This is a genomic window from Diaphorobacter limosus (genome assembly GCF_033100095.1).
In the GTDB taxonomy this organism is placed as follows: domain Bacteria; phylum Pseudomonadota; class Gammaproteobacteria; order Burkholderiales; family Burkholderiaceae_C; genus Alicycliphilus; species Alicycliphilus limosus.
In genome coordinates, this window is sequence record NZ_CP136921.1 from 1893822 (window position 1) to 1916275 (window position 22454).

The 22454-nt window shown below is 64.8% G+C and carries 23 protein-coding genes; 12 read left to right on the plus strand and 11 right to left on the minus strand.

Translation table 11 applies throughout. The annotated features are described in order from the left end of the window. Positions 1–163 precede the first annotated feature (163 nt). Positions 164–718 carry a Uma2 family endonuclease gene (locus tag P4826_RS09145; RefSeq protein WP_317703527.1) on the minus strand — a complete coding sequence of 185 codons (555 nt, stop codon included), beginning with the start codon at positions 716–718 and terminating at the stop codon, positions 164–166. 353 nt (positions 719–1071) lie between these two features. Between P4826_RS09145 and P4826_RS09150 the strand changes: the two genes are divergently transcribed. Then, on the plus strand, positions 1072–1236 hold the full coding sequence (locus P4826_RS09150; RefSeq protein ID WP_317703528.1) for a hypothetical protein: 165 nt from the start codon (positions 1072–1074) through the stop codon (positions 1234–1236). A 42-nt stretch (positions 1237–1278) separates the two neighbouring features. Here the strand turns inward: P4826_RS09150 and tfpZ are convergent, their stop codons facing one another. Together tfpZ and P4826_RS09160 are read right to left on the minus strand one after the other, a co-directional pair. Then, positions 1279–2040 carry a TfpX/TfpZ family type IV pilin accessory protein gene (gene tfpZ, locus P4826_RS09155; RefSeq protein ID WP_317703529.1) on the minus strand — a complete coding sequence of 254 codons (762 nt, stop codon included), beginning with the start codon at positions 2038–2040 and terminating at the stop codon, positions 1279–1281. 95 nt (positions 2041–2135) lie between these two features. Then, a complete protein-coding gene (locus P4826_RS09160) occupies positions 2136–2648 on the minus strand; it encodes a pilin (protein ID WP_317703530.1) in 513 nt (170 codons plus the stop codon). Positions 2649–2874: 226 nt separating this feature from the next. Between P4826_RS09160 and P4826_RS09165 the strand changes: the two genes are divergently transcribed. The 3 genes from P4826_RS09165 to P4826_RS09175 all read left to right on the plus strand — a co-directional run bounded on the left by P4826_RS09165 (position 2875) and on the right by P4826_RS09175 (position 4231). Continuing rightward, positions 2875–3402, plus strand: a complete 528-nt coding sequence (locus tag P4826_RS09165; protein WP_317703531.1) for an SEL1-like repeat protein — start codon at positions 2875–2877, stop codon at positions 3400–3402. Positions 3403–3625: 223 nt separating this feature from the next. Continuing rightward, positions 3626–3916: a type II toxin-antitoxin system RelE/ParE family toxin gene (locus tag P4826_RS09170; RefSeq protein ID WP_317703532.1), complete on the plus strand. Its 291-nt coding sequence runs from the start codon at positions 3626–3628 to the stop codon at positions 3914–3916. A gap of 12 nt (positions 3917–3928) precedes the next feature. Then, on the plus strand, positions 3929–4231 hold the full coding sequence (locus P4826_RS09175; protein WP_317703533.1) for an addiction module antidote protein: 303 nt from the start codon (positions 3929–3931) through the stop codon (positions 4229–4231). A 118-nt stretch (positions 4232–4349) separates the two neighbouring features. Here the strand turns inward: P4826_RS09175 and ffh are convergent, their stop codons facing one another. Then, positions 4350–5723 (minus strand): signal recognition particle protein, encoded by a 1374-nt coding sequence (gene ffh, locus P4826_RS09180; RefSeq protein WP_317703534.1) that lies wholly within the window; start codon positions 5721–5723, stop codon positions 4350–4352. A gap of 94 nt (positions 5724–5817) precedes the next feature. Between ffh and P4826_RS09185 the strand changes: the two genes are divergently transcribed. The 8 genes from P4826_RS09185 to P4826_RS09220 all read left to right on the plus strand — a co-directional run bounded on the left by P4826_RS09185 (position 5818) and on the right by P4826_RS09220 (position 15850). After that, on the plus strand, positions 5818–6615 hold the full coding sequence (locus P4826_RS09185) for a cytochrome C assembly family protein (RefSeq protein WP_317703535.1): 798 nt from the start codon (positions 5818–5820) through the stop codon (positions 6613–6615). Further along, positions 6612–6839: a PP0621 family protein gene (locus P4826_RS09190; protein ID WP_317703536.1), complete on the plus strand. Its 228-nt coding sequence runs from the start codon at positions 6612–6614 to the stop codon at positions 6837–6839. The genes P4826_RS09185 and P4826_RS09190 overlap by 4 nt, the downstream gene beginning before the upstream one ends. Positions 6840–6860: 21 nt before the next feature. Beyond that, entirely contained in the window at positions 6861–8549 is a 1689-nt protein-coding gene (locus tag P4826_RS09195) for a sensor histidine kinase (RefSeq protein ID WP_317703537.1), read from the plus strand. A gap of 13 nt (positions 8550–8562) precedes the next feature. Further along, on the plus strand, positions 8563–10047 hold the full coding sequence (locus P4826_RS09200) for a sigma-54-dependent transcriptional regulator (RefSeq protein ID WP_317703538.1): 1485 nt from the start codon (positions 8563–8565) through the stop codon (positions 10045–10047). After that, positions 10031–10621, plus strand: a complete 591-nt coding sequence (gene ampD / locus P4826_RS09205) for a 1,6-anhydro-N-acetylmuramyl-L-alanine amidase AmpD (RefSeq protein ID WP_317703539.1) — start codon at positions 10031–10033, stop codon at positions 10619–10621. Before P4826_RS09200 ends, ampD begins: the two co-directional genes overlap by 17 nt. A gap of 367 nt (positions 10622–10988) precedes the next feature. Next, complete coding sequence (locus P4826_RS09210; RefSeq protein WP_425605261.1) at positions 10989–13787, plus strand: ribonucleoside-diphosphate reductase subunit alpha; 2799 nt, start codon at positions 10989–10991, stop codon at positions 13785–13787. Positions 13788–13914: 127 nt separating this feature from the next. Beyond that, complete coding sequence (locus tag P4826_RS09215) at positions 13915–15099, plus strand: ribonucleotide-diphosphate reductase subunit beta (protein WP_317703541.1); 1185 nt, start codon at positions 13915–13917, stop codon at positions 15097–15099. 175 nt (positions 15100–15274) lie between these two features. Next, positions 15275–15850: a histone gene (locus P4826_RS09220; RefSeq protein ID WP_425605249.1), complete on the plus strand. Its 576-nt coding sequence runs from the start codon at positions 15275–15277 to the stop codon at positions 15848–15850. Between the two features lie 51 nt (positions 15851–15901). Here the strand turns inward: P4826_RS09220 and P4826_RS09225 are convergent, their stop codons facing one another. From P4826_RS09225 to P4826_RS09255, 7 genes are all read right to left on the minus strand, one after another. Further along, positions 15902–16798, minus strand: coding sequence for a carbohydrate kinase family protein (locus P4826_RS09225; RefSeq protein ID WP_317703543.1), 897 nt, complete (start codon positions 16796–16798; stop codon positions 15902–15904). Positions 16799–16825: 27 nt separating this feature from the next. Then, entirely contained in the window at positions 16826–18160 is a 1335-nt protein-coding gene (locus P4826_RS09230; RefSeq protein WP_317703544.1) for a DUF3426 domain-containing protein, read from the minus strand. Between the two features lie 57 nt (positions 18161–18217). Beyond that, positions 18218–19114, minus strand: a complete 897-nt coding sequence (gene prmA, locus P4826_RS09235) for a 50S ribosomal protein L11 methyltransferase (RefSeq protein WP_317703545.1) — start codon at positions 19112–19114, stop codon at positions 18218–18220. Between the two features lie 87 nt (positions 19115–19201). Further along, positions 19202–20551, minus strand: coding sequence for an acetyl-CoA carboxylase biotin carboxylase subunit (gene accC / locus P4826_RS09240; protein ID WP_317703546.1), 1350 nt, complete (start codon positions 20549–20551; stop codon positions 19202–19204). Positions 20552–20566: 15 nt separating this feature from the next. Beyond that, positions 20567–21031 carry an acetyl-CoA carboxylase biotin carboxyl carrier protein gene (gene accB / locus P4826_RS09245; RefSeq protein WP_317703547.1) on the minus strand — a complete coding sequence of 155 codons (465 nt, stop codon included), beginning with the start codon at positions 21029–21031 and terminating at the stop codon, positions 20567–20569. Between the two features lie 108 nt (positions 21032–21139). After that, positions 21140–21712, minus strand: coding sequence for a TlpA family protein disulfide reductase (locus P4826_RS09250; RefSeq protein WP_317703548.1), 573 nt, complete (start codon positions 21710–21712; stop codon positions 21140–21142). Then, positions 21709–22320 (minus strand): hypothetical protein, encoded by a 612-nt coding sequence (locus tag P4826_RS09255; RefSeq protein WP_317703549.1) that lies wholly within the window; start codon positions 22318–22320, stop codon positions 21709–21711. Before P4826_RS09255 ends, P4826_RS09250 begins: the two co-directional genes overlap by 4 nt. Positions 22321–22454 lie beyond the last annotated feature (134 nt).

Consider the following 22454-nt stretch of genomic DNA (forward strand, 5'->3'; position numbering starts at 1 on the left):
CATTAGGCGATTGCACTGTCTGTGCTTGCGCACTAAACAATACTTTTCAGACAGCAACCGATGCCATCTGTGTGTAGGAGCGGCTTCAGCCGCGAACGGCGTCATTCGCGGCTGAAGCCGCTCCTACAAACCTGTTAACTGAGAGGTACTGACCCCAAAAACATCACACATCCGCATACACCTCGGCCAGTGGCAGCGCCAGCTCCAGGCAGTCCAGCCAGATCTCGCCCGCGTCGTGGTACTCCACGCGCCAGTCGGTGGCGCGGCGGTACAGCTCCACGCGCCGCGCCTCCTGCTCCACCAGCAGATACGCCTGCAGGCTGGGCAGGCTCTGGTAGGCCAGCAGCTTTTCGCGCCGATCGATGCGCGCGGTAGATTCCGACAGCACCTCGACGATCAGGCAGGGCGAGCGCCTGAAATACGGATCCCGATCCTGCGGGTCGCAGGACAGCAGCAGATCCGGGTAATAAAAACAGGTCTTGCCGCCAATCTCCAGCCGCAGCTTCATGTCGGACGTGAACAGCTGGCAGCCCTTGCGCCGCGCCGCCGGCGTCATCGAGTAGGCCAGGGCATTCAGGATCAGGCCATGCCGGTCGCTGGCCCCGGTCATCGCATACACCTGCCCGTCGATGTACTCATGGCGCAGCTCGCTGTGCCGCTCGCCATCCAGATACTCCTGCTCGCCAATGAAATGCCTGGGTGGGCTCGATACCGTCATGGGAACCCCTTTCCTCGCATGCGCTGCAGTCTACGCCCGATCGGCCGCCATGCAGTCCCGAAACCCAACCGCATGGGTGGCGTCTGATCTTGGCGAGGTCTAACGCCACCTCGCCCGCTGGAGCAAAACACGGCCAATCACATCAAAAAGAAGAGCTACTACCGCCCAAACAGCAAGCCTTATGGCCAGTTTTCAGCAAACAATTGGAGTCTGACCCCAATTACCCCCGCCATCCGCGCCGTAACCGATGCCGCCCTGCACGCCAAAGGCTGGCGCTCCTCCACCGGCAAGCCCGGCCACCACCAGACCACCATTCAATGACTGGTGCACACCCTGGACGTATCCCCACCGTCGTGCGCGTACTCGACGCCCTGCGCAAGCAACGCAACCTCAGTGACTACGAGGGGGAGACGGTGACGGGGCAAGCCCTGCAAGAATGCCTGCAGCAAGCCGATACTCTTTGCCGACTGGCCGAGGACAAGCTGCGCAGCCACGGAATTGATTCAATGGGAATCTGACCCCCCGATTTTCCGCTCTCAATCTTCCGCAGGCAACGCTCATCACCACCCATCCAGCGGCAAGAATGCGCGCGGCTGGCCTGATGCCCGCTCCACGATCACCACCCAGTCCGCCGGGCTGGCCTTTTCGGCGTCCAGCGGCAGGTAGCCGGCGCTGTCGTCGGTCAAGCCCTTGAGCGTGAGCGTCGCATCAATCGATGCCGCAGCCTGCGGGTGCTTGGCCTTGAGTGTGGCCATGGGTTTCAGCTCTGCTTGCAAGGTGGTCTTCTGCGACTCATAGGGCACCCAGCGATCGGGGCGGAAGGACGGGTGCAGGCCCTGCAGCGACGCTGTCACGCTTTGCGGAAAGTTCGGATCGGTCGCTTCTGTCAGCTTGGCGCCCACCATGCGCGGTCCGCCGTAACCCGGCGAGCGGAATTCAGGCCGGGTTTCGGGCCACTTGTCCACATCCACATCGGACATGCTAACAACGCGAAAGCGGTTGCCCTCATACGACAGGAAGATCGGTCGCGCCGCGGCCAAGCTGTACAGGCCGTAGGCCAGCGCTGCAAATTGCAGCGTGACGATGATGCCGATGTCGCGCGCCAGTTCGGAACACGGCTTGCGCCGATCAAACACCACAAGTGTCATCAACGGCCCGCACACCGCGTCCACCATCACCACTAGCCCAAACAGGGCAAAGCCCCCTGCAAGCGCGGCATACGGAGCGGGGTACCAGAGTCCGAACACCAACCATGCCACCACCGCCGCCACGACGGCACTTGCACCCAGATGCTTGGCCGCCGCACCCAGTGCCGGCCCCATGCGCCCTCGAATCGACATAAATCACGACTTTCCAGCACAAAGGAAAAGACCGCTGCAGCGGTCTTTTCAACTACAGCACGACTCCACAAACGGAATCAACGGCACTCGGAGGGTGCGTAACGAGCGGGCAAAGTACCAGCAACCACACCGACAAATCCGCCTGCAGCTGCACCAACCGCTGCACAACGCCAAGATACGGGCTGACTGGGCGGCGTGAAGGCAGCGGTACCAGTGGGCAAAGCTGTACCAATAGGTGCGTTCGGTGTAAAGGTCAGCGTTCCGTTACCAGCGGCTGCGGTCGTAGTAATGGTGATGATTCCGGTGGCAGGCACAATCGTGGGAGAGTTAGCGGCCACCCCTTTCGTCGCCGCGGTGGGTGCGGTGTAGCCGGTGTTGTAACCAGTGCCCAAAGCTCCGGGGTTTCCACCGCCCAAGAAGTCGGCCACGTTGATCTTTGCTGGTGTTACAAGGGTCAATGCTTCCGACACACGGGCACGCACCGTGTAATCCTGATAAGCCGGCAGCGCCACGGCCGCCAAAATGCCAATGATCGCCACCACGATCATCAGTTCGATCAGGGTGAAACCCTTTTGCAAAGTTGCTTTCATCACAAGTCCCTCATTCAGAAAAAACAGGCACCAGGCCTGGGCGAAGTACCTAGCGCAAGCGGCGTGCCAGCCTGAAAACGGGGCAAAAACGGCAAAAAGCGGCGCCCTGTCGCCGTAACACATAGACACGTAAAGTTACGTCGCCGCCATCCAGCGACACCTGCACACTTTTTGTCGCAAATTTTGCGCGACACGACCCATGGGGAACGCCCCATAGAATCGGCGCATGTCCGTACTTCCCGCCCCCTGCATCAGCCTGAACACCGCCGCCGTGCTCTCCGGGCGCAGCGTGCGCACCTGGCAGCGGCGCATAGAGGAGGGGCTGGTGCCGCGCCTGGGAGACGAGCGCGGGCGGGCGCTGGTGGCGTGGGATGCGGTGCGGCCGGCGCTGGCGCTGCGGCTGGACGAGGCCGAGGTGGAGCTGCTGGTGCGCGCCGACCAGGGCGACGCCCGGGCCCAGGCCGAGGTGGGCGCGCTATTCGCACTGGCGGCCCTGCGCGACGCCAAGGCAGCCGCGCCCTCCAATCTGGGAGGGGGCAGCGCCATGCCCGCGCTGCACTTTCTCACGCGGGCCGCCGAGCAGGGCGAGGCGGACGCCATGCACTGGCTGGGCCTGCTGCACGCCGCCGGGTTGGGCGAGTCCGGCGACGGCGACGCCCTGGCGCTGATGTGGGTGGCCCGGGCCGCAGCGCACGGGCATGCGATTGCGGCGCGGCAGCTGGCGGGTTTGCTGCCGGCAGCGGCAGCGGTTTAAAAACGATAGCTGGTTGCGCTTAATCTGCATGGGTTGAGGCGGTTTTTGTCCGATTTGCAATACGCATCAAATACGGTTGCCTGCCCTCACCCCTGCCCTCTCCCAGAGGGAGAGGGGGTAAAACCGGCGCAACCGCTCAGCGCAATGGTGCAGGCCTTCCATGTTTCCATGATGGTTTAGCCGGATGCTGGATTATTTGTATCTTGTTTTATACAATTGACGCATGCGAACCATCCACACCACCGAGACATTCGGTGACTGGTTTGCGGGACTGCGGGACAAGCACGCCGAAAAACGCATACAGGCACGAATTCGCCGGGCGGAGTTGGGCAACTTCGGTGATTACGCACCGGTTGGCGAAGGCATATCGGAAATGCGGATTCACTACGGGCCGGGCTATCGCGTGTATTTCACACAGCGCGGCATGGAGATCGTGATCCTGCTGGCCGGTGGCGACAAGTCCACCCAGACCAAGGACATCAAGACCGCGCTGGGGCTGGCGCGGCAACTGTAAGGAGAAGCCACCATGGGAACCCTGAAACTGCGTAAATGGGACAGTGCCGAGCATCTCAAGACTGAGGAGGACATGGTGCTGTACCTGCAAGCCTGCATGGAGGAAGCCGGCGATGACGCCGCCTTCATCGCGGCTGCCCTGGGCGACATTGCCCGCGCCAAGGGCATGAGCCAGCTCGCGAAGGAAACGGGCCTGGGGCGCGAGAGCCTGTACAAGGCACTGTCGGGCGAGGGCAACCCGAGTTTTGGCACCATCCTGAAGGTGATGCACGCACTGGGCTTGAAGCTGCAGCCCCAGGCCATGGGCCAGGCCTGAAACGCGGTGGCGCCAGCTTGCACCGCGTTCTAGTCAAAAAAACAAAAAAATAGCTCTAGCGCTTTACCAGCAAGCGCAAGCAGCTATTGTTTTTGCATTGATGCCGGCTGGCCACCGGCTAGAAAGGCATGCCGGGCATGCCTTTCATGCCCTTCATGCCGCCCATCTTCTTCATCAGCTTCATCAGGCCGCCGCCCTTCATCTTCTTCATCATGCCCTGCATCTGATCGAACTCATTGAGCAGGCGGTTGACCTCCTGCACCTGCACGCCGGCGCCCATGGCGATGCGCTTCTTGCGCGTGGCCTTGATGAGTTCGGGCTTGCGGCGCTCCTGGGCGGTCATGCTGCAGATGATGCCCTCCTTGCGGCGGATGTCGCGCTCGGCCTTGTCCATGTCCACCTGGCCGGCCTTGGCAGTCAGCTGGGCGGGCAGCTTGTCCATCAGGCTCGACAGCCCGCCCATCTGCTTCATCTGCTGCAGCTGGGCCAGAAAGTCGTTTAGGTCGAAGCCGTCGCCGCTCTTGACCTTGGCGGCGAGCTTTTGCGCCGCCTCCATGTCCACCCCGGCCGTCACCTGCTCGACCAGGGCCACGATGTCGCCCATGCCCAGGATGCGGCCGGCGTGGCGCTCGGCGTCGAAGACCTCCAGGCCGTCGATCTTCTCGGACACGCCGGCGAACTTGATGGGCGCGCCCGTCACCTGGCGCACCGACAGCGCCGCGCCGCCGCGCGAGTCGCCGTCCAGTTTTGTCAGCACGATGCCGGTGAGCGGCAGCGCCTCTTTGAAGGCGCGGGCGGTATTCACCGCGTCCTGGCCCTGCATGGCATCCACCACGAACAGGGTCTCGACCGGGTTCAGCACGGCATGCAGGTCCTTGATCTCCTGCATCAACAGTTCATCGATGGCCAGGCGGCCGGCGGTATCGACCAGCAGCACGTCGAAGTAATGCTTTTTGGCGTAGTCCAGCGCGGCCAGGGCGATGTCGCGCGGCTTCTGGTCGGGCGTGCTGGCAAACCACTCGGCGCCGGCCTGCTTGCTGACGGTCTTGAGCTGCTCTATGGCCGCCGGGCGGTACACGTCGCCCGAGACGGTGAGCACCTTCTTCTTGCGCTTCTCTATCAGGTGCTTGGCCAGTTTTGCCGTGGTGGTGGTCTTGCCCGCGCCCTGCAGGCCGGCCATCAGGATGACGGCGGGGGGCTGGGCGGCCAGATTGATGTCGGCCACGCCGTCGCCCATGGTGGCGGCCAGTTCCTTGTTGACTATGCCCACCAGCGCCTGGCCGGGCTTGAGGCTGCCCAGCACCTCCTGACCCAGGGCCTTGTCCTTGACGCGGGCGATGAAGTCGCGCACCACGGGCAGGGCCACGTCGGCCTCCAGCAGCGCCATGCGCACCTCGCGCAGCATGTCCTGGACGTTGGATTCGGTGATGCGGGCCTGGCCGCGCATCTCCTTGACGAGACGGGTGAGTTTGTCGGTGAGTGCGGAGGCCATTGCGCCAAGTGCTCCAGTGGTATCGGCGCTGGGCTTGCCGGCTGCCGGTGGCCCGGCCCTGGGAACCAGGGGCAAGGGGCTAAACTTCAATCCCATGATTTTACCCAGTGCTTCCCCGTCAACATGGCTGCTGGCCCTGGTGACGGCCGCCGCCTATGCGATTGGCGCGGCCGTGGCCTCGCGCAGCCAGGCCAGCCGCAGCCACCTGGCGATGGCGCCGGCCTGGGCGTTGCATGCCGGCGCCATTGGCTGGAGCCAGCTGGGCGGTGCGCCCCACTTCGGATTTGCCGCCGCGCTGTCGATGACGGCCTGGCTGGTGCTGACCATCTACGCGCTGGAGCGCGAGCTGTTTCCGCAGATGCGCACGCGCTGGGCGCTGGGCGCGCTGGGCGGCGTGGCCGTGCTGCTGGCGGCGCTGTTTCCGGGCCGGCCACTGCAGGCCACGGCATCACCCTGGATGCCGCTGCACCTGACCCTGGGCATTGCCTGCTATGGCCTGTTTGCCGCCGCCGTGGCCCATGCCTGGCTGATGAGCCGCGCGGAGCGGCAGATGCGCCAGGCCACCCAACTGCACAGCAGCCTGCCGCTGCTCACGCTGGAGCGCCTGACCTTTCGCTTCGTGCGCTGGGGCTTTGCGCTGCTGTCGGCCACGCTGGTGGCGGGCTGGCTGTTCAGCGAGCAGCTCTACGGCCGCGCCTGGCTGTGGGATCACAAGGCGGTGTTCTCGGTGCTGGCCTGGGTCACCTTTGCCGTGCTGCTGCTGGGGCGCGCACGCTTTGGCTGGCGCGGCCGCAACGCCGTGCGCGTGCTGTATGCGGGCGCCATGCTGCTGCTGCTGGCCTATGTGGGCTCGCGCTTCGTGCTTGAAGTGGTGCTGGGGCGCACGACATGAAGTACCTCATCGTGCTGGCGGTGATTGCCGTGGTCTACGCCCTGTGGCGCAGCCAGCGCCAGGTACCGCCCAACCGGGGGAGCGCACCGCGCCAGAACCCTGCGCAGCCCCAGGACATGGTGTGCTGCGCGCATTGTGGCGTGCACCTGCCCAAGGGTGAGGCCTTGCACCAGGGCGGGCACAGCTATTGCAGCCGCGCGCACCAGGATCTGGGCCCCCCCTAAGAGGGTGAGAGGCGATCCCCCATGCCCGCACTCCAGGCCAGCCACCCCTCCTTCCAGCGCCTGTGGAAGGCGTTCCTGACGGCCCGCCTGATGGTGGCGCTGGCGCTGCTGTTGCTGCAGCTGCTGGCCATGGCGCTGAACCAGACGGGTGTGCTGGCGCCGCTGGGCGTGGCACTGGGCTACTTGCTGGCCACGTCATTGCTGCTGGTATTTGGCGCACGCATGCCACCGGATCCGCGACCGGGCCTGCACTGGCTGCCCTCCATTGGCGTGGATCTCGTCCTCATTGCCTTGCTGCAGATGCTGCACCAGTCGGGCAGCATGAACTTCACGCCGCTGTTTGGCCTGCCCATCCTCATGGCCGCGGTGCTGGGCACGCTGACGCTGGCCCTGGGCACCACGGCGGGGGCCACCCTGCTGCTGCTGGCCTGGGCCTGGTGGCTGGGCGACCAGGGCGGGGGCGACGCCGCGCAGCGCTACCTGCAAACGGCGCTGACTGGCACGGGCTATTTCTTCATTGCCTATCTGGTGCATCAGCTGGCCGTCCGCCTGAGCCGCGAGCAACTGGTGGCGCGGCGCAGCCAGATGAATGCGCGCACGCAAAAGGCCGTGAGCGCACTGGTGATGCAGCATGTGGCCGACGGCGTGCTGGTGCTCAACCGCCAGGGCCAGGTGCGCCTGGCCAACCCGGCCGCCCTGCTGCTGCTGGGCCCGGACGCCAGAACCAGCACCCCGTTCATGCTGACCCATACGCAGGCCTGGAGTCCGCTGATGGAACTGGCGCAGGCATCGTTCGAGCAGGCACAGCCCCAGCATGCCGACGTGAACATCCTGCACGAGGGGCATAGCCCCATGGGCCTGCGCATACGCACCTGGCTGACGCACGCGCCCGGCGCCTTGGGGGCAGTGGATGAGGAGCCCCTGTGCGTGATGTTTCTGCACGACCTGCGCGAGATGGAGGCGCGCCTGCGCACCGAGAAGCTGGCCTCGATGGGCCGCATGTCGGCCGCGGTGGCGCATGAGATACGCAACCCGCTGGCGGCCATCGTGCAGGCCAACGAGCTGCTGGCCGAGGATCTGCAAGAACCCGGGCAGAAGCGCCTGAGCCACATGATCGGGCAGAACGCGGATCGCCTGGTGCGCATCACCGAAGATGTGCTGGACATCGCCCGGGTACAGCACCAGATAGGCCAGACCCCGTCCTCCACGCTGGCGCTGAATGCCACGGTGGCACAGACCTGGCATGACTGGCAGGCCCATGACCCCGCGGGTCGCCAGGGGCAGCTGTTGCTGGGGGCGGGCGAGGTACCGGTGGAGTTCGACCCCGAGCACCTGCGCCGCGTGCTGGTGAACCTGCTGGACAACGCCCAGCGCTACAAGGGTCCGTACGCCGACTCACTGCAACTGAGCACACGTGCCACAGCCAGCGGGCAAATCGGCATACAGGTCTGGAGCGATGGTGCGCCACTGGACAAATCGGTGGAGCGGCATTTGTTCGAGCCGTTTTTCTCGTCCGAGAGCCGCTCCAGCGGCCTGGGCCTGTACATTTGCCGCCAGCTGTGCCAGCGCCATGGCGCGGCCATCAGCTACCAGCGCAGCACACGCATGCTCGACCGCGGCACGGTGATGGGCAATGCCTTTACCGTCAGTTTCCGCAGCGCCACCCGCCCCTTTGAAACCGACTCACTGTTCGACATCATCGTGGTCTAAGCGACCGACATCCATGAACGCCACCGCCGCCACCATTCTTGTCGTAGACGATGAGCCCGACCTGCGCACGCTCTACGAGCTGACCTTGCTGCGCGAGGGCTATCGCGTGCAGACCGCCGGCAGCGTGGGCGAGGCACGCGAGCAACTGCAAAACCAGACCTTCGATGCCGTGATCACCGACATGCGCCTGCCCGATGGGCTGGGCATGGAGCTGCTGCACGAGCTGCGTGCGCAGCAGCGCGGCGAGCGTTGCGTGGTGATGACGGCCTACGGCTCGGCCGAGAACGCCGTAGAGGCGCTGCGCTCGGGCGCCTTCGACTACCTGACCAAGCCAGTGGATCTGAAACAGTTCCGCTCTGTCGTGGCCTCTGCCATCCAGGGGGCGGCAGGGGTGCTGGCATCCGCAAAACCCGGCCGCAGCACCGCGCCCGGCAAAGGTGATGACAACCCGGTTCTGGCGCGCCTGATAGGCGAGTCCGAAGCCATGCGCGGCGTCAAGCAGCGCATTGCCAAGGTGGCGCGCAGCATGGCCCCGGTGCTGATCCATGGCGAGTCGGGCACGGGCAAGGAGCTGGTGGCACGCGCCCTGCACGCCAGCAGCCAGCGCGCGGGCGGCCCGCTGGTGGCGGTGAACTGCGGCGCCATTCCCGAGAACCTGCTCGAGGCCGAGTTCTTCGGCGCGCGCAAGGGCTCCTACACCGGCGCCGCCAGCGACCGCGAGGGCTACTTTCAGGCCGCGCGCGGCGGCACGCTGTTCCTCGACGAGATCGGTGATCTGCCGCTGGCCATGCAGTCCAAACTGCTGCGCGCCATACAGGAGCGCAGCGTGCGCCCGCTGGGCTCCACACAGGAAGAGACGGTGGACGTGCGCATCGTCAGCGCCACGCACCGCGACCTGGCGGCCGATGTGCAGGCCGGGCGCTTCCGCCAGGATCTGTACTACCGCCTGAACGTGATCGAGCTGTTGATACCGCCGCTGCGCGAGCGGCGCGAAGATCTGCCGGCGCTGTGCCACGCGCTGCTGGAGCGTATCCAGCAAGAGTCCGGCATCCCCGTGCCGCAGCTGAGCGAGGCGGCGCTGCAGCGCATTGCCCAGCACCCGCTGACGGGCAATGTGCGCGAGCTGGAAAACCTGCTGCACCGCGCCGTGGCCCTGAGCGACGGGCATGAGCTGCATGTCGATGGCCCGACGCAAGCCAGCAGCGCTGGCGATGCGGCGCCGCCTCCCCCCCCGCCGCCGCCGCCGCCGCCGGCCGCCAAGCTTGTCGCCCAAGCGCCAACGCCTGAACCCACCACGGCCCCACCAGCCGGCGACCTGCAGGCCTGGCTGGATCAGCGTGAGCGCGGCCTGCTCATGCAAACCCTGCACGAAACGAGCTTCGACCCGGTGGCCACGGCCGCCCGCCTGGGAGTCAGCCAGCGCCAGATGCGCTACCGCATCGAGCGGCTGAACATCGCCATACCCAACCCTGGCGACAGCCATGGCGCCGGGCAATAGGCCACAGTGGCGCGCCGGCTGGTACCTGCCGGCGCGGCGCCTGCCATCGCCCAACCATGGGGCGCGGCCGGCTGGCGCCGTGGTGGATCTGATCGTGGTGCACTCCATCAGCCTGCCGCCCGGCGAATATGGTGGCAACCAGGTGCAGGAACTGTTCACCAACCGCCTTGACTGGGACGCCCACCCCTACTTTCAGCAGATCCACGGGCTGGAGGTGTCGAGCCATTTCTTCATCACCCGCCTGGGCCAGCTCTGGCAGTTCGTGGCCACGGACCGGCGCGCCTGGCATGCGGGCCGATCCCACTACCGTGGGCGCGATGGCTGCAATGACGACTCGATCGGCATTGAGCTCGAGGGGCTGGAGGGCCACACCTTCGAAGAGGCACAGTACGCCGCCTTGACCCGGCTGTGCGCGGCGCTGGTGCGGCACCACCCCATCGGCTATGTCGCCGGCCACGAACATATCGCCCCCGGGCGCAAGAACGATCCCGGACCGGGCTTTGACTGGCGCCACCTGCGCTCGGCCTTTGCGGGGTCGGGCATCCTGTTTCCGCCTGCGGCACAGCCAGCCTGACGGGCCTCTGCAGGCCAGAAGCCCTGCCTGCGCACATCTCTGCTGCACCCCACGCCCGCAAACCCCAACCGCCTGGCGTGGCACCGCTCGTGCGCTTTCTGACAGCGTTTTCGACAACACCCGAAAGTCCGGATATACACTATATGTAGCGTGTTGAATTGAAAGCACACCATATATATAGTGCACGGTATCGATATGCCGCTGATTTTTCATGCCGACCCGCAAGCGCTTTTTCCGGGCCGACCTCACTTCCCAACTTCTCCCCCAACATCACTCCCAAGGGCAAGCCATGCAAACCGCATCCGTTCACGCCGACAGCTTTTCGCAGCTCCAAATCGATGCCGCGGACACATCCACCCCGGCCAGCATGGCCGACACATTGAGCCATTACCAGATCATCCGACGCAACGGCGCCGTAGTGCACTTCGAGCCGCAAAAGATTGCCGTCGCCATGATGAAGGCCTTCCTGGCCGTGCACGGCACGCAGGGCGCGGCCTCGGCCAGCGTGCGCCAGGTGGTGGATGAGCTGACACAGACGGTGGTGCGCGCCCTGATGCGCTCGCGCCCCAGTGGCGGCACCTTCCATATCGAGGACGTGCAGGATCAGGTGGAGCTGGGCCTGATGCGCGGCAGCCACCACGAAGTCGCGCGCGCCTATGTGCTGTACCGCGAGCGCCGCGCCCAGGAGCGCGCGCGCAAGAAGGAGCAGCTGCACCCTCAGATTCCCGCGCTGTACGTGCAGGATCGGGGCCAGCGCGTGGAGCTGGATCTGCTGCGCCTACAGGCTCTGATCGAGTCTGCCTGCGCCAACCTGGGCACCGATGTAAAGGCCGCGCCGATTGCCGCCGAGACTCTTCGCAACCTGTATGACGGCGTACCCATGGAGGAGGTCTACAAGGCCTCCATCCTGGCCGCGCGCACACTGATCGAAAAAGACCCTGGCTACAGCTACGCCACGGCGCGCCTGCTGCTGCACACCATCGTGCGCGAGGTGCTGGGGCGTGGCGTGCAGCCCGGCGAGATGCAGGCCGCATACATGGACCACTTCCCAGCCTTTGTCCAAAAAGGGGTGGACAACGAACTACTCAACCCCGACCTGCTGAGCTTCGACCTGCCGCGCCTGGCCGCCGCTTTGCGGGCCGAGCGCGACCAGCAGTTCGACTATCTGGGCCTGCAAACGCTGTACGACCGCTACTTCCTACATGTGAACAAGGCACGCATCGAGTTGCCCCAGAGCTTCTTCATGCGCGTGGCCATGGGCCTGGCGCTGCGCGAAGATGACCGCAACGCGCGCGCCATCGAGTTTTACGAGCTGCTGTCGTCTTTTGACTTCATGAGCAGCACACCCACGCTGTTCAACAGCGGCACGCTGCGCTCACAGCTGTCCAGCTGCTACCTGACCACGGTGCCCGACGAGCTGGGCGGGATCTACGAGTCGATCAAGGAAAACGCCCTGCTGTCCAAGTTTGCCGGCGGCCTGGGCAATGACTGGACACGCGTGCGCGCCCTGGGCGCGCACATCAAGGGCACGAATGGCGAATCGCAGGGGGTGGTGCCCTTCCTGAAGGTAGTCAACGACACGGCCGTGGCCGTGAACCAGGGCGGCAAGCGCAAGGGCGCGGTCTGCACCTACCTGGAGAGCTGGCACCTGGACATCGAGGAGTTCCTGGAACTGCGCAAGAACACCGGCGACGACCGCAGGCGCACGCATGACATGAACACCGCCAACTGGATTCCCGACCTGTTCATGAAACGCGTCATGGGAAAGGGTCAGTGGACGCTGTTCTCACCGTCGGACGTACCCGATCTGCACGACCTGTACGGCCAGGCCTTCGAGAGCGCCTATGCCGCCTACGAGGCCAAAACCGAGAGCGGTGAACTCAAGCTCTTCAAGCGCCTGCCCGCCGTGGATCTGTGGCGCAAGATGCTCTCCATGCTGTTCGAGACCGGCCATCCCTGGATCACCTTCAAGGACCCATGCAACATCCGCTCGCCGCAGCAGCATGTGGGCGTGGTGCATTCCAGCAACCTGTGCACCGAGATCACGCTCAACACCAGCGATAGCGAGACGGCCGTGTGCAACCTGGGCTCGGTGAACCTGGCGCAGCACCTCAAGGATGGCGCGATCGATCATGACAAGCTCCGCAGAACCGTGACCACGGCCATGCGCATGCTGGACAACGTCATCGACATCAACTACTACGCCGTTGACAAGGCGCGCGACTCCAACCTGCGCCACCGCCCCGTGGGCTTGGGGCTGATGGGCTTTCAGGACGCGCTGTATGAGCTGCGCATGCCCTACGCCAGCGACGCCGCCATGGAATTTGCCGACGCTTCCATGGAGGCCATCTGTTACTACGCCTACTGGGCCTCGACCGAGCTGGCGCGCGAGCGCGGTAGCTACTCCACCTTCCAGGGCTCGCTGTGGGACCGGGGCGTGCTGCCGCTGGATTCGCTCGGGCTGCTGGCGCAGGAACGCGGCGGCCATGTTGAGGTGGACACCAGCACGCGTCTGGACTGGGATGCCCTGCGCCAGAAGATCGCGCGCGATGGCATGCGCAATTCCAACTGCGTGGCCATAGCGCCCACGGCCACCATCTCCAACATCGTGGGCGTGGACGCCTCCATCGAGCCCTCGTTCGGCAACCTCTCGGTCAAGTCCAACCTGTCGGGCGAGTTCACCGTCATCAACCAATACCTGGTGCGGGATCTGAAAACACTGGGCCTGTGGGACGACGTGATGCTCATGGATCTGAAGCATTTCAAGGGCTCGCTGCATGCCATAGACCGCGTACCTGCAGACGTGAAAGCCTTGTATTCGACAGCCTTCGAGGTCGCCCCCACCTGGCTGGTGGAGGCGGCCGCGCGGCGCCAGAAATGGATAGACCAGGCGCAGAGCCTGAACATCTACATGGCGGGCGCATCGGGCAAGAAACTCGATGAGACCTATAAGTTGGCCTGGCTGCGCGGCCTGAAGACCACCTATTACCTGCGCACGCAAAGCGCCACGCATGTGGAGATGAGCACCGTGAACACGCGCCAGCTCAATGCGGTTTCATCGGGCGCCGATCATCCATCACGCACTCTCGATGCGGATGCTGCAATACCAGCCACCGACGTGAAGTTCTGCGCCATCGACGACCCGGGCTGCGAAGCCTGCCAGTGACATCAACCGCCAGCGGATGCGCGCAGGCGCATTCCGAGTGCAGTGAAGCAACAAAACACGGCGCAGCAACGCTTCAGTGCTTTTCATTTTGGAGCACTGCTTTCATAATCCACACACGGGAAATCCTATGCTCACCTGGGACGACGAAGTCAAGCCCTCATCGCAAAACCTCTTCGACGGCGCTCTCGCAAGCAGCCGCGCCGCAGAGCCGTCGCCAACCGCCTTGGCGGCCCAGACACTGCAACGCGCCACTGGCACCATGGCACACGTGCCCACTGCCGCCGCGGCACAGCACCGCCGCGTGTCCGCTGTGGACAAGCGCATCATCAACGGCCAGACCGATGTCAATCAGCTGGTGCCGTTCAAGTACAAATGGGCCTGGGAGAAATACCTGGCCACCTGCGCCAACCACTGGATGCCGCAGGAGATCAACATGACGCGCGACATCGCGCTCTGGAAAGACCCGAACGGCCTGACCGAGGACGAGCGCCGCATCGTCAAGCGCAACCTGGGCTTCTTCGTCACCGCCGACTCGCTGGCGGCCAACAACATCGTGCTCGGCACCTACCGCCACATCACGGCGCCCGAGTGCCGCCAGTTTCTGCTGCGCCAGGCCTTTGAGGAAGCCATCCACACCCACGCCTACCAGTACATCGTCGAGTCGCTGGGCCTGGACGAGGGCGAGATCTTCAACGCCTACAACGAGATCCAGTCCATCCGTGAGAAGGACGAGTTCCTGATCCCCTTCATCGAGGCGATCATGGATCCGGGCTTCAAGACCGGCTCTCCTGAGAACGACCAGACGCTGCTGAAAAGCCTGATCGTGTTCGCCTGCCTGATGGAGGGCCTGTTCTTCTACGTGGGTTTCACGCAGATCCTGGCCCTGGGCCGCCAGAACAAGATGACCGGCGCCGCCGAGCAGTACCAGTACATCCTGCGGGACGAGTCCATGCACTGCAACTTCGGCATCGACCTGATCAACCAGCTCAAGCTCGAGAACCCGCAGCTGTGGACGGCCGCATTCAAGGAAGAAATCACCGCCCTGTTCCACAAGGCCGTGGATCTGGAATACCGCTATGCCGAGGACACCATGCCGCGCGGCGTGCTGGGCATGAATGCCTCCATGTTCAAGGGCTACCTGCGCTACATCGCCAACCGCCGCGCCACACAGATCGGGCTGGAGGCGCTGTTCCCCAACGAAGAAAACCCCTTCCCCTGGATGAGCGAGATGATCGACCTGAAGAAGGAACGCAACTTCTTCGAGACGCGCGTCATCGAGTACCAGACCGGCGGGGCCCTGTCCTGGGATTGAACCCCATTGTCCAGGCCATGATTTTTCAATCACGCTCCTCGCACCCAGCGCGCTCCAGCGTTGCGGCGCCGGTGCGTCCCCGCATTCGTGGTGACGAGCAATGTGTCGTTGCCATGGATCGCTGCGCGCCCAATGCAGGCGCTCAGTGCTCTTTGCAAATCGACCCAAGGAGAAAATGATGGCAACTGCGAAGAAACCCGCCGCCAAGAAGGCAGCTCCCGCGAAGAAAGCCGCTGCACCAGCCAAGAAAGCCGCAGCGCCCGCCAAGAAGGCCGTAGTGGCCAAGAAGGCAGCCGCACCGGCGAAGAAGGCTGCTGCGCCGGCCAAGAAAGCCGCAGCACCGGCCAAGAAGGCCGTAGTGGCCAAGAAGGCAGCCGCACCGGCGAAGAAGGCTGCTGCGCCGGCCAAGAAGGCAGCCGCGCCGGCGAAGAAGGTTGCTGCGCCGGCCAAGAAAGCCGCAGCACCCGCCAAGAAGGCCGTAGTGGCCAAGAAGGCTGCCGCGCCGGCGAAGAAGGCCGCTGCGCCGGCCAAGAAAGCCGCAGCGCCCGCCAAGAAGGCCGTAGTGGCCAAGAAAGCAGCCGCGCCCGCAAAGAAGGCTGCGGCACCCGCCAAGAAGGCTCCTGCCGTGAAGAAGGCCCCCGCCGCGAAGAAGGCTGCCGCCAAGGCACCCGCGGCAGCACCTGCGCCCGCAGCGCAGACCACGCTGAGCCCTCAGGCGGCATGGCCCTTCCCCACGGGCGGCAAGCCGTAAGCCACGGCCGGCCCACGCCACGACCCGGTGCCTGCACCGGGTTTTTTTACGTCAATCCGGCGTGAAGTCGAGCTGATAGTTCTGTGGGCCGCGCTGCGCAATCTTCAGCGCCCCAAGGCGATTGCCCAGCTCGGCGCAGCGCACCAGGGGCCAGCCCTTTTCCAGGCCATACAGCAGGCCACCGCGCCAGGCGTCCCCGCAACCCGTAGGGTCCACGACCTGCGCGGGTGTCACGGGATCGACCTTGGTTCTGGCGCCTTGCTCCCAGACCTCGCAACCCTCGGCGCCCAGCGTGACGACGAGCCCGGTCACCTGCTGCGACAGTTCTGCCAGAGACCAGCCCGTGCGGTCGCACAACATCTTGCCCTCGTAGTCGTTGACGGCAATCCACCCGGCCTGCGCAACGAAACGGCGCAGCTCGTCGCCATCGAACATGGGCAGACCCTGGCCCGGATCGAACACGAAGGGGATGCCCGCCTCGACAAACTGCGCCGCATGCTGGAGCATGGCATCGCGTCCATCGGGGGCGATGATGCCGATTCGTGCGCCGGCATCCGGCCCGATGCGGTTGGCGTGCGCCTGCATCATGGCGCCCGGATGGAAGGCGGTGATCTGGTTGTTGTCACGGTCGGTCATGATCATGGCCTGCGCCGTATAGGTGTCGCCTGCCTGGCCAACGTAGCGGGTATCTATGCCCAGCTGTTGCAGGCGCGCCAGATACTCGCCGCCATCGGCGCCCAACATGGCCATGGGCTGGGGATCTCCGCCCAGCAGCTTAAGGCTGTAGGCAATATTGCCGGCACAGCCACCAAAGTCACGGCGCAGTGTGGGCACAAGGAAGGACACGTTCAGGATATGCAATTGCGCGGGCAATATTTGCTCGGCAAAGCGCCCCTCGAAGGTCATGATGCTGTCAAATGCCAGGGAACCGCAGATCAGGGCAGCCATAGGGTCAGGGGTGGGAAGTAAAAAAACTCAGGGGTAAAAGGCCAGCAAGCGATAACCGGCCACCTGCGCCGCACCCTGCATGACCTGCATGGGCACAGAGGCGCTCCATGTGGCGCCGGGCGCCAACTGGGCTGGAGCGCCCAATTCGTCACGCAGCAACACACGACGCAGCAAGGTCTGATCCTGTGCATCGGTCAATGTCAGCTCCAGTGCGGGCATGGCCACTGCAAACGTCGCATTGTTCTTGATGGCCATTTGCAACTCGTAGCTCGCATCGTCGTGGCGCGGCTTCAGAAAGGACGAGCTGTCGATCACCACGGCCTCGATGCGCTGTGGCGCGTCCAGGGTGCACCCCAGGGGCTGGCACAGCTGCTCGAGCAAGGTGCGCATTGCCGGGTTGCGTGCAGCGATCAGTTCGCGCTCTTGCAGCGTCATCTGCAGGCTCAGCGCCAGCAAAAATACCAATCCCAGCATCACCAAGGCAGCTCGCACCACGGGCTGGCGCCAGAACGCCTTGCGCCGCGCCGTCGCAACAAAGCCGGGTTCTTCGGGCAATGCTGCTGTCTCGGCGTGCGCGGGGTCGGGGTCGGCAAGAGCGACGGTCGGCATCAGCGCCGCCTCTTCGGCCAGCAGGGGCTCGGGCTGCACAGGCTCCAGCACCTGCAGATCGGGCTGTTCAGCTTGTGCAGGCTGCTCATCACTGTTCTCGGAAGCCGCTGCGGTGGGCTCCTGCGGCAACGGCGTGGGCGCGCCCTCTGCACCGGCCTCGGGCGCCACGGGTGCCTCAGCGACGGTGTCCTCCGGCCACCCGGAATCACTCTGCTGCGCACCGGGCAGTTCATAACCCTGGATCTCCTGCAGCGGTGCTGCAGGTGCCATCAGAGCTTGCGCCGACGATTCCTGCCTGAGCAGGGACGACAGCACAATGGGTTCATGTGTGTCGTCAGCATGGGCGGGCGTACCGGCATGGGCCCGCACCTCGGCGTACCGCGGCGTGTCCGCACCCTCCGGTACGGCGCCTGTCATGACAGACGGTTGATTAAGTTCCTGCCCTTCCGCTGCCTGCGGTGGCGCCAGATCCGCGGGCGGCCCTTCGGGCGTGGCCGATGGTTCAGTCCCTCGGGCACTGCCCCAGACATGAACGCTGTCCGGCGTTAGGGCGCCGCTCTGCTGGGGTGCATGCAGGCCGTGCAGCGGCATCTCGGGCAACAGGGGTTCGGATTCGTCCATCAGCAAATGCTCGGACGCGTCGAACACCTCCTTGCATTGCCCGCAGCGCACCCAGCCGTCAGATATCCGCAGCTGATCGGCAACCACCTTGAAGGCTGTTGCGCAGTGGGGGCAGCGGGTGATCTGGCTCATCGGCTGTGGATTGTAGGTGGCGACCAGAGGCCCACGCGAGGCGCGCGCGCCTGCCGCTCAGCGCCGCGCGGTCATCAGAATCCAGCCGTCCTCGCTGTCTGCCACCTGCAGCGGCAGCCATGGTGCGTAAGCCTGCTGCAGCTCCTCGGCCTGGCGTTCCAGAATGCCAGCCAGCACCAAATGCCCGCCACGCGCCACATGCGCGCACAACAAGGGCGCCAGCACCTTCAGCGGCGTGGCAAGAATATTGGCCAGTACCGTTTGATATTCGCCCCGCGCCTGATCCGGCAGGCCGGCGTTCAGCTGCACGCCATTGGCCTGGGCGTTCTGGCGCGTGGCTTCCACGGCCGCGGCATCAATGTCCACGGCATCGATGTCGGAGGCGCCAAACTTGGCAGCACCCATGGCCAGAATGCCGGAGCCACAGCCATAGTCGAGCACGCGCCCGAGCGCCCGAACTCCATCAGCACCACCCTGGCGCGCAATCCAGCGCAGGCACATGCGTGTCGTGGGATGGGTGCCGGTGCCGAAGGCCAAGCCCGGATCCAGCCGAATGCTGCGCAGTGCGGCTGCGGGCAGCTCGTGCCAGGTCGGGACGATCCAGAAGTCCGGCGTGATCTCCACCGGCTCGAACTGCGACTGCGTCAGCCGCACCCAGTCCTGCTCCTGCACGGCTGCGATACCCAGCACGCTGCAGCCGGCGAAGAAATCCTGCACCTGCAGCAGCTGCACGGCCTCATCGGCCGCCTGCCGGGTGGCAAACAACGCCGTGATGCGGCTGCGCTGCCAGCCCTCGCGCGGCGCGGGCATGCCGGGCTCGCCGAACAGCGCCTGCTCGGCATCGGTCTGGGCGTCGGCGTCCTCCACCGACACGCTCAGCGCCTCCAGCGCATCAAAGGCCTCGCTCAGGGTCTCCACCCGGTCTTCGGGGCATAGCAGGCTCAGTTCAAACATGGGGCACACCTTCGCGTCGTGCAATCAAGAAAAAAAATGCCGGCATCTGTCGCCAGAAGCCGGCATTGCCGTGAATGGGGCGGGCCATCAGCGCTTGCGCTGCGCCAGCCACTCCTCAAGGTAGTGGATGTTGGTGCCGCCGGCGACGAACTTGGCGTCCACCAGCAGCTCGCGGTGCAGATCCACATTGGTGTTGATGCCCTCGATCACCGTCTCGGACAGCGCCGTGCGCATGCGCGCCAGGGCCTGCTCCCGCGTGTCGCCATGCACGATGATCTTGCCGATCATGGAGTCGTAATTCGGCGGCACGTAGTAGTTGGTGTAGGCATGCGAGTCCACGCGCACACCCGGGCCACCCGGTGCATGCCACATGGTGATGCGGCCCGGCGAGGGAATGAACCGGTATGGATCCTCGGCATTCACGCGGCATTCGATGGCGTGGCCCTGGATCTGGATCTGGCGCTGGGTGAAGGGCAGCTTCTCGCCGGCCGCCACCATGATCTGGGTGCGCACGATGTCCACGCCGGTGATCCACTCGGTGACCGGGTGCTCGACCTGCACGCGGGTGTTCATCTCGATGAAGTAGAACTCGCCGTTTTCGTACAGGAACTCGAAGGTGCCCGCGCCGCGGTAGCCGATCTTCTTGCAGGCCGCGACGCAACGATCGCCGATGCGTTCGATGAGCTTGCGCGGAATGCCCGGGGCCGGCGCCTCTTCGATGACCTTCTGGTGGCGCCGCTGCATGGAGCAGTCACGCTCGCCCAGGTAGACGGCGTTACGGTGCTTGTCGGCCAGCACCTGGATCTCGATGTGGCGCGGGTTCTGCAGGAACTTTTCCATGTACACGGCCGGGTTGCCAAAGGCCGCGCCCGCTTCCGCCTTGGTCATCTGCACCGCGTTCACCAGCGCCGCCTCGGTGTGCACCACGCGCATGCCGCGCCCGCCGCCGCCGCCGGCGGCCTTGATGATCACCGGATAGCCGATGCTCTTGGCGATGCGGCGGATCTGCACCGGATCCTCGGGCAGCTCGCCGTCCGAGCCCGGCACGCAGGGTACGCCGGCCTTGATCATGGCCTGTTTGGCCGACACCTTGTCGCCCATGGTGCGGATGTTCTCGGGCGTCGGGCCAATGAACTGGAAACCGCTTTTTTCGACCCGCTCGGCAAAGTCGGCGTTCTCCGACAGAAAACCATAGCCGGGATGGATGGCCTCGGCATCGGTGACCTCGGCCGCCGAAATGATGGCCGGCATGTTCAGGTAGGACAGCGGCGAAGGCGCCGGGCCAATGCACACCGCCTCATCGGCCAGCTTGACGTACTTGGCATCCCGGTCGGCCTCGGAATAGACCATCACCGCCTTGATGCCCAGCTCGCGGCAGGCGCGCTGAATCCGAAGCGCTATCTCACCACGATTGGCGACGAGGATTTTTTTGAACATAAGCGCAGACCCGCTTTATTCGATGATGAACAGCGGTTGACCGTATTCGACCGCCTGGCCGTTCTCGCCCAGGATGCGCGTGACGGTGCCCGACTTGTCGGCCTCGATCTCGTTGAGGATCTTCATGGCCTCGATGATGCAGATGGTTTCGCCTTCCTTGACCTGGCTGCCTACCTCGACAAAAGGCTTGGCACCAGGGCTGGAGGCACGGTAGAACGTGCCTACCATGGGCGACTTGACCGTGTGGCCCGCGGGCATGGCCGCAGCAGCCGGGGCCGGCAATTCGGCCACGGGCGCCGCGACAGCTGCCGCGGCGGCAGCCACCGGCGCCTGTTGCACGGGAGCGGCGACAAACTGCTGCACCACGGCCGTACCGCTCTTGACGATACGCACCTTGCCCTCGGCTTCGGTGATCTCGAGTTCGGAAACATTCGACTCGGAGACCAGATCAATGAGGGTTTTGAGTTTTCGCAAATCCATGGGAGCTCCAACGGCTAGAAACGGAATGGGGGGGCGAATTTACCCTAATTTCGGTCTATTTCACCGAAACAACCCCAAAAATCCACTTTCTCATGCAGAGGACCGGGGTTACACGCTCTTGAACCAGCTTTCCAGATCTTTCTCCGTCAACTGGCCTATTTTACGCTTCGATATGCTGCCATCTGCGGCAAACATCACCGTAAATGGCAGCCCTCCCTTGTCGTTGCCCAAGCCACGCGACAGCTCGGCTCCGCCGAGGCCGCCCAACACCACGGGAAAGTCCAGCGGCATGCGTTGCAGGAATTTTTGCACATTGGCCGGCTGATCGATAGCCAGGCCAAGCACCTGCCAGCCTTTGGCGCGGTGTTCGCCGTAAAAGGCGTTCAGCAGGGGCAGCTCCTGCACGCAGGGCGGGCACCAGGTGGCCCAGAAGTTCAACAGCAAGGGGCGGCCACGCATGGAGGCCATCTGCAACGTCTCGCCGCCAACCCCCTCGAAGCTGGCGTCCCACAGGGCCTGCGGCTGATCCGCCTGCGCGTCGGCGACCCGCAAGCGCCACGCGGCCAGGCCCGCCCCGGCCAGGCCGGCCGCCGCGCCGGCCCCCCACAGGAACAAGCGACGACGCGAGGCCTGCAGCGCCTGCGACGAATCAACACCAGGCTCGACGGATGAATGGCTCATGGATGCACCAAGGAAGTAGGGGATTGCTGCAGCAACCGGCGAACAGCATCGATGTCGCCCCGCGGCGTGCGGCCACGCCCATCGGGACGCAACGCGCCGCGCAGATCGTCCAGGTCATAGATCAACAAGTGCACACCGATCTCCTCGTTCAGCTCGCGGCTGTGGCTGCTCAGGCTGAGCACCTCGACCTGCTCGCCGCGCATGCCCTTGGTGCTGCCCGGCTCATAGTTCACACGGTGGTCTATCAGCGCGATTTCCGCAGACTTGGGATCGTCGCAGAACAGCGCAATGAAAATGTCGGACAGGCGCGTGGCCGTGCCATGCCAGACCGCGCCGCCCAGATAGGGGCGAAAGGCCTGCATGCGCTCCATCCACAACAGGGCCAGCTCGCGCAGAGCGCGCAACTCGCGCGGCTGGGTGTCGGCACAGAACAGCTCTATGTAGGCGCGCACCGCATCCTCGACCTGCTCGTTGTCGGGCAAGGGCGTGCGCGCGGGCAGGCCCAGCACCTTGACGGCGCGGCGCTTGGCCGGCCCCCAGTCCAACCCCTCCTCGACCACCAGGCGGGCTGCGGAGTTGGCAATTTCGGTAGCGAGGGCGTTTTCCATGGTGGCGACAATCCCGGACACGGGCCTCCATTGTGGCGTCAAGCCCAGGCCAAGACAGGGAATACCCCGTGCACGACACACCGGGTTTGCTGACACCCCCAAAGAATACTCCTAATTCGATAGCTATTTGCGCT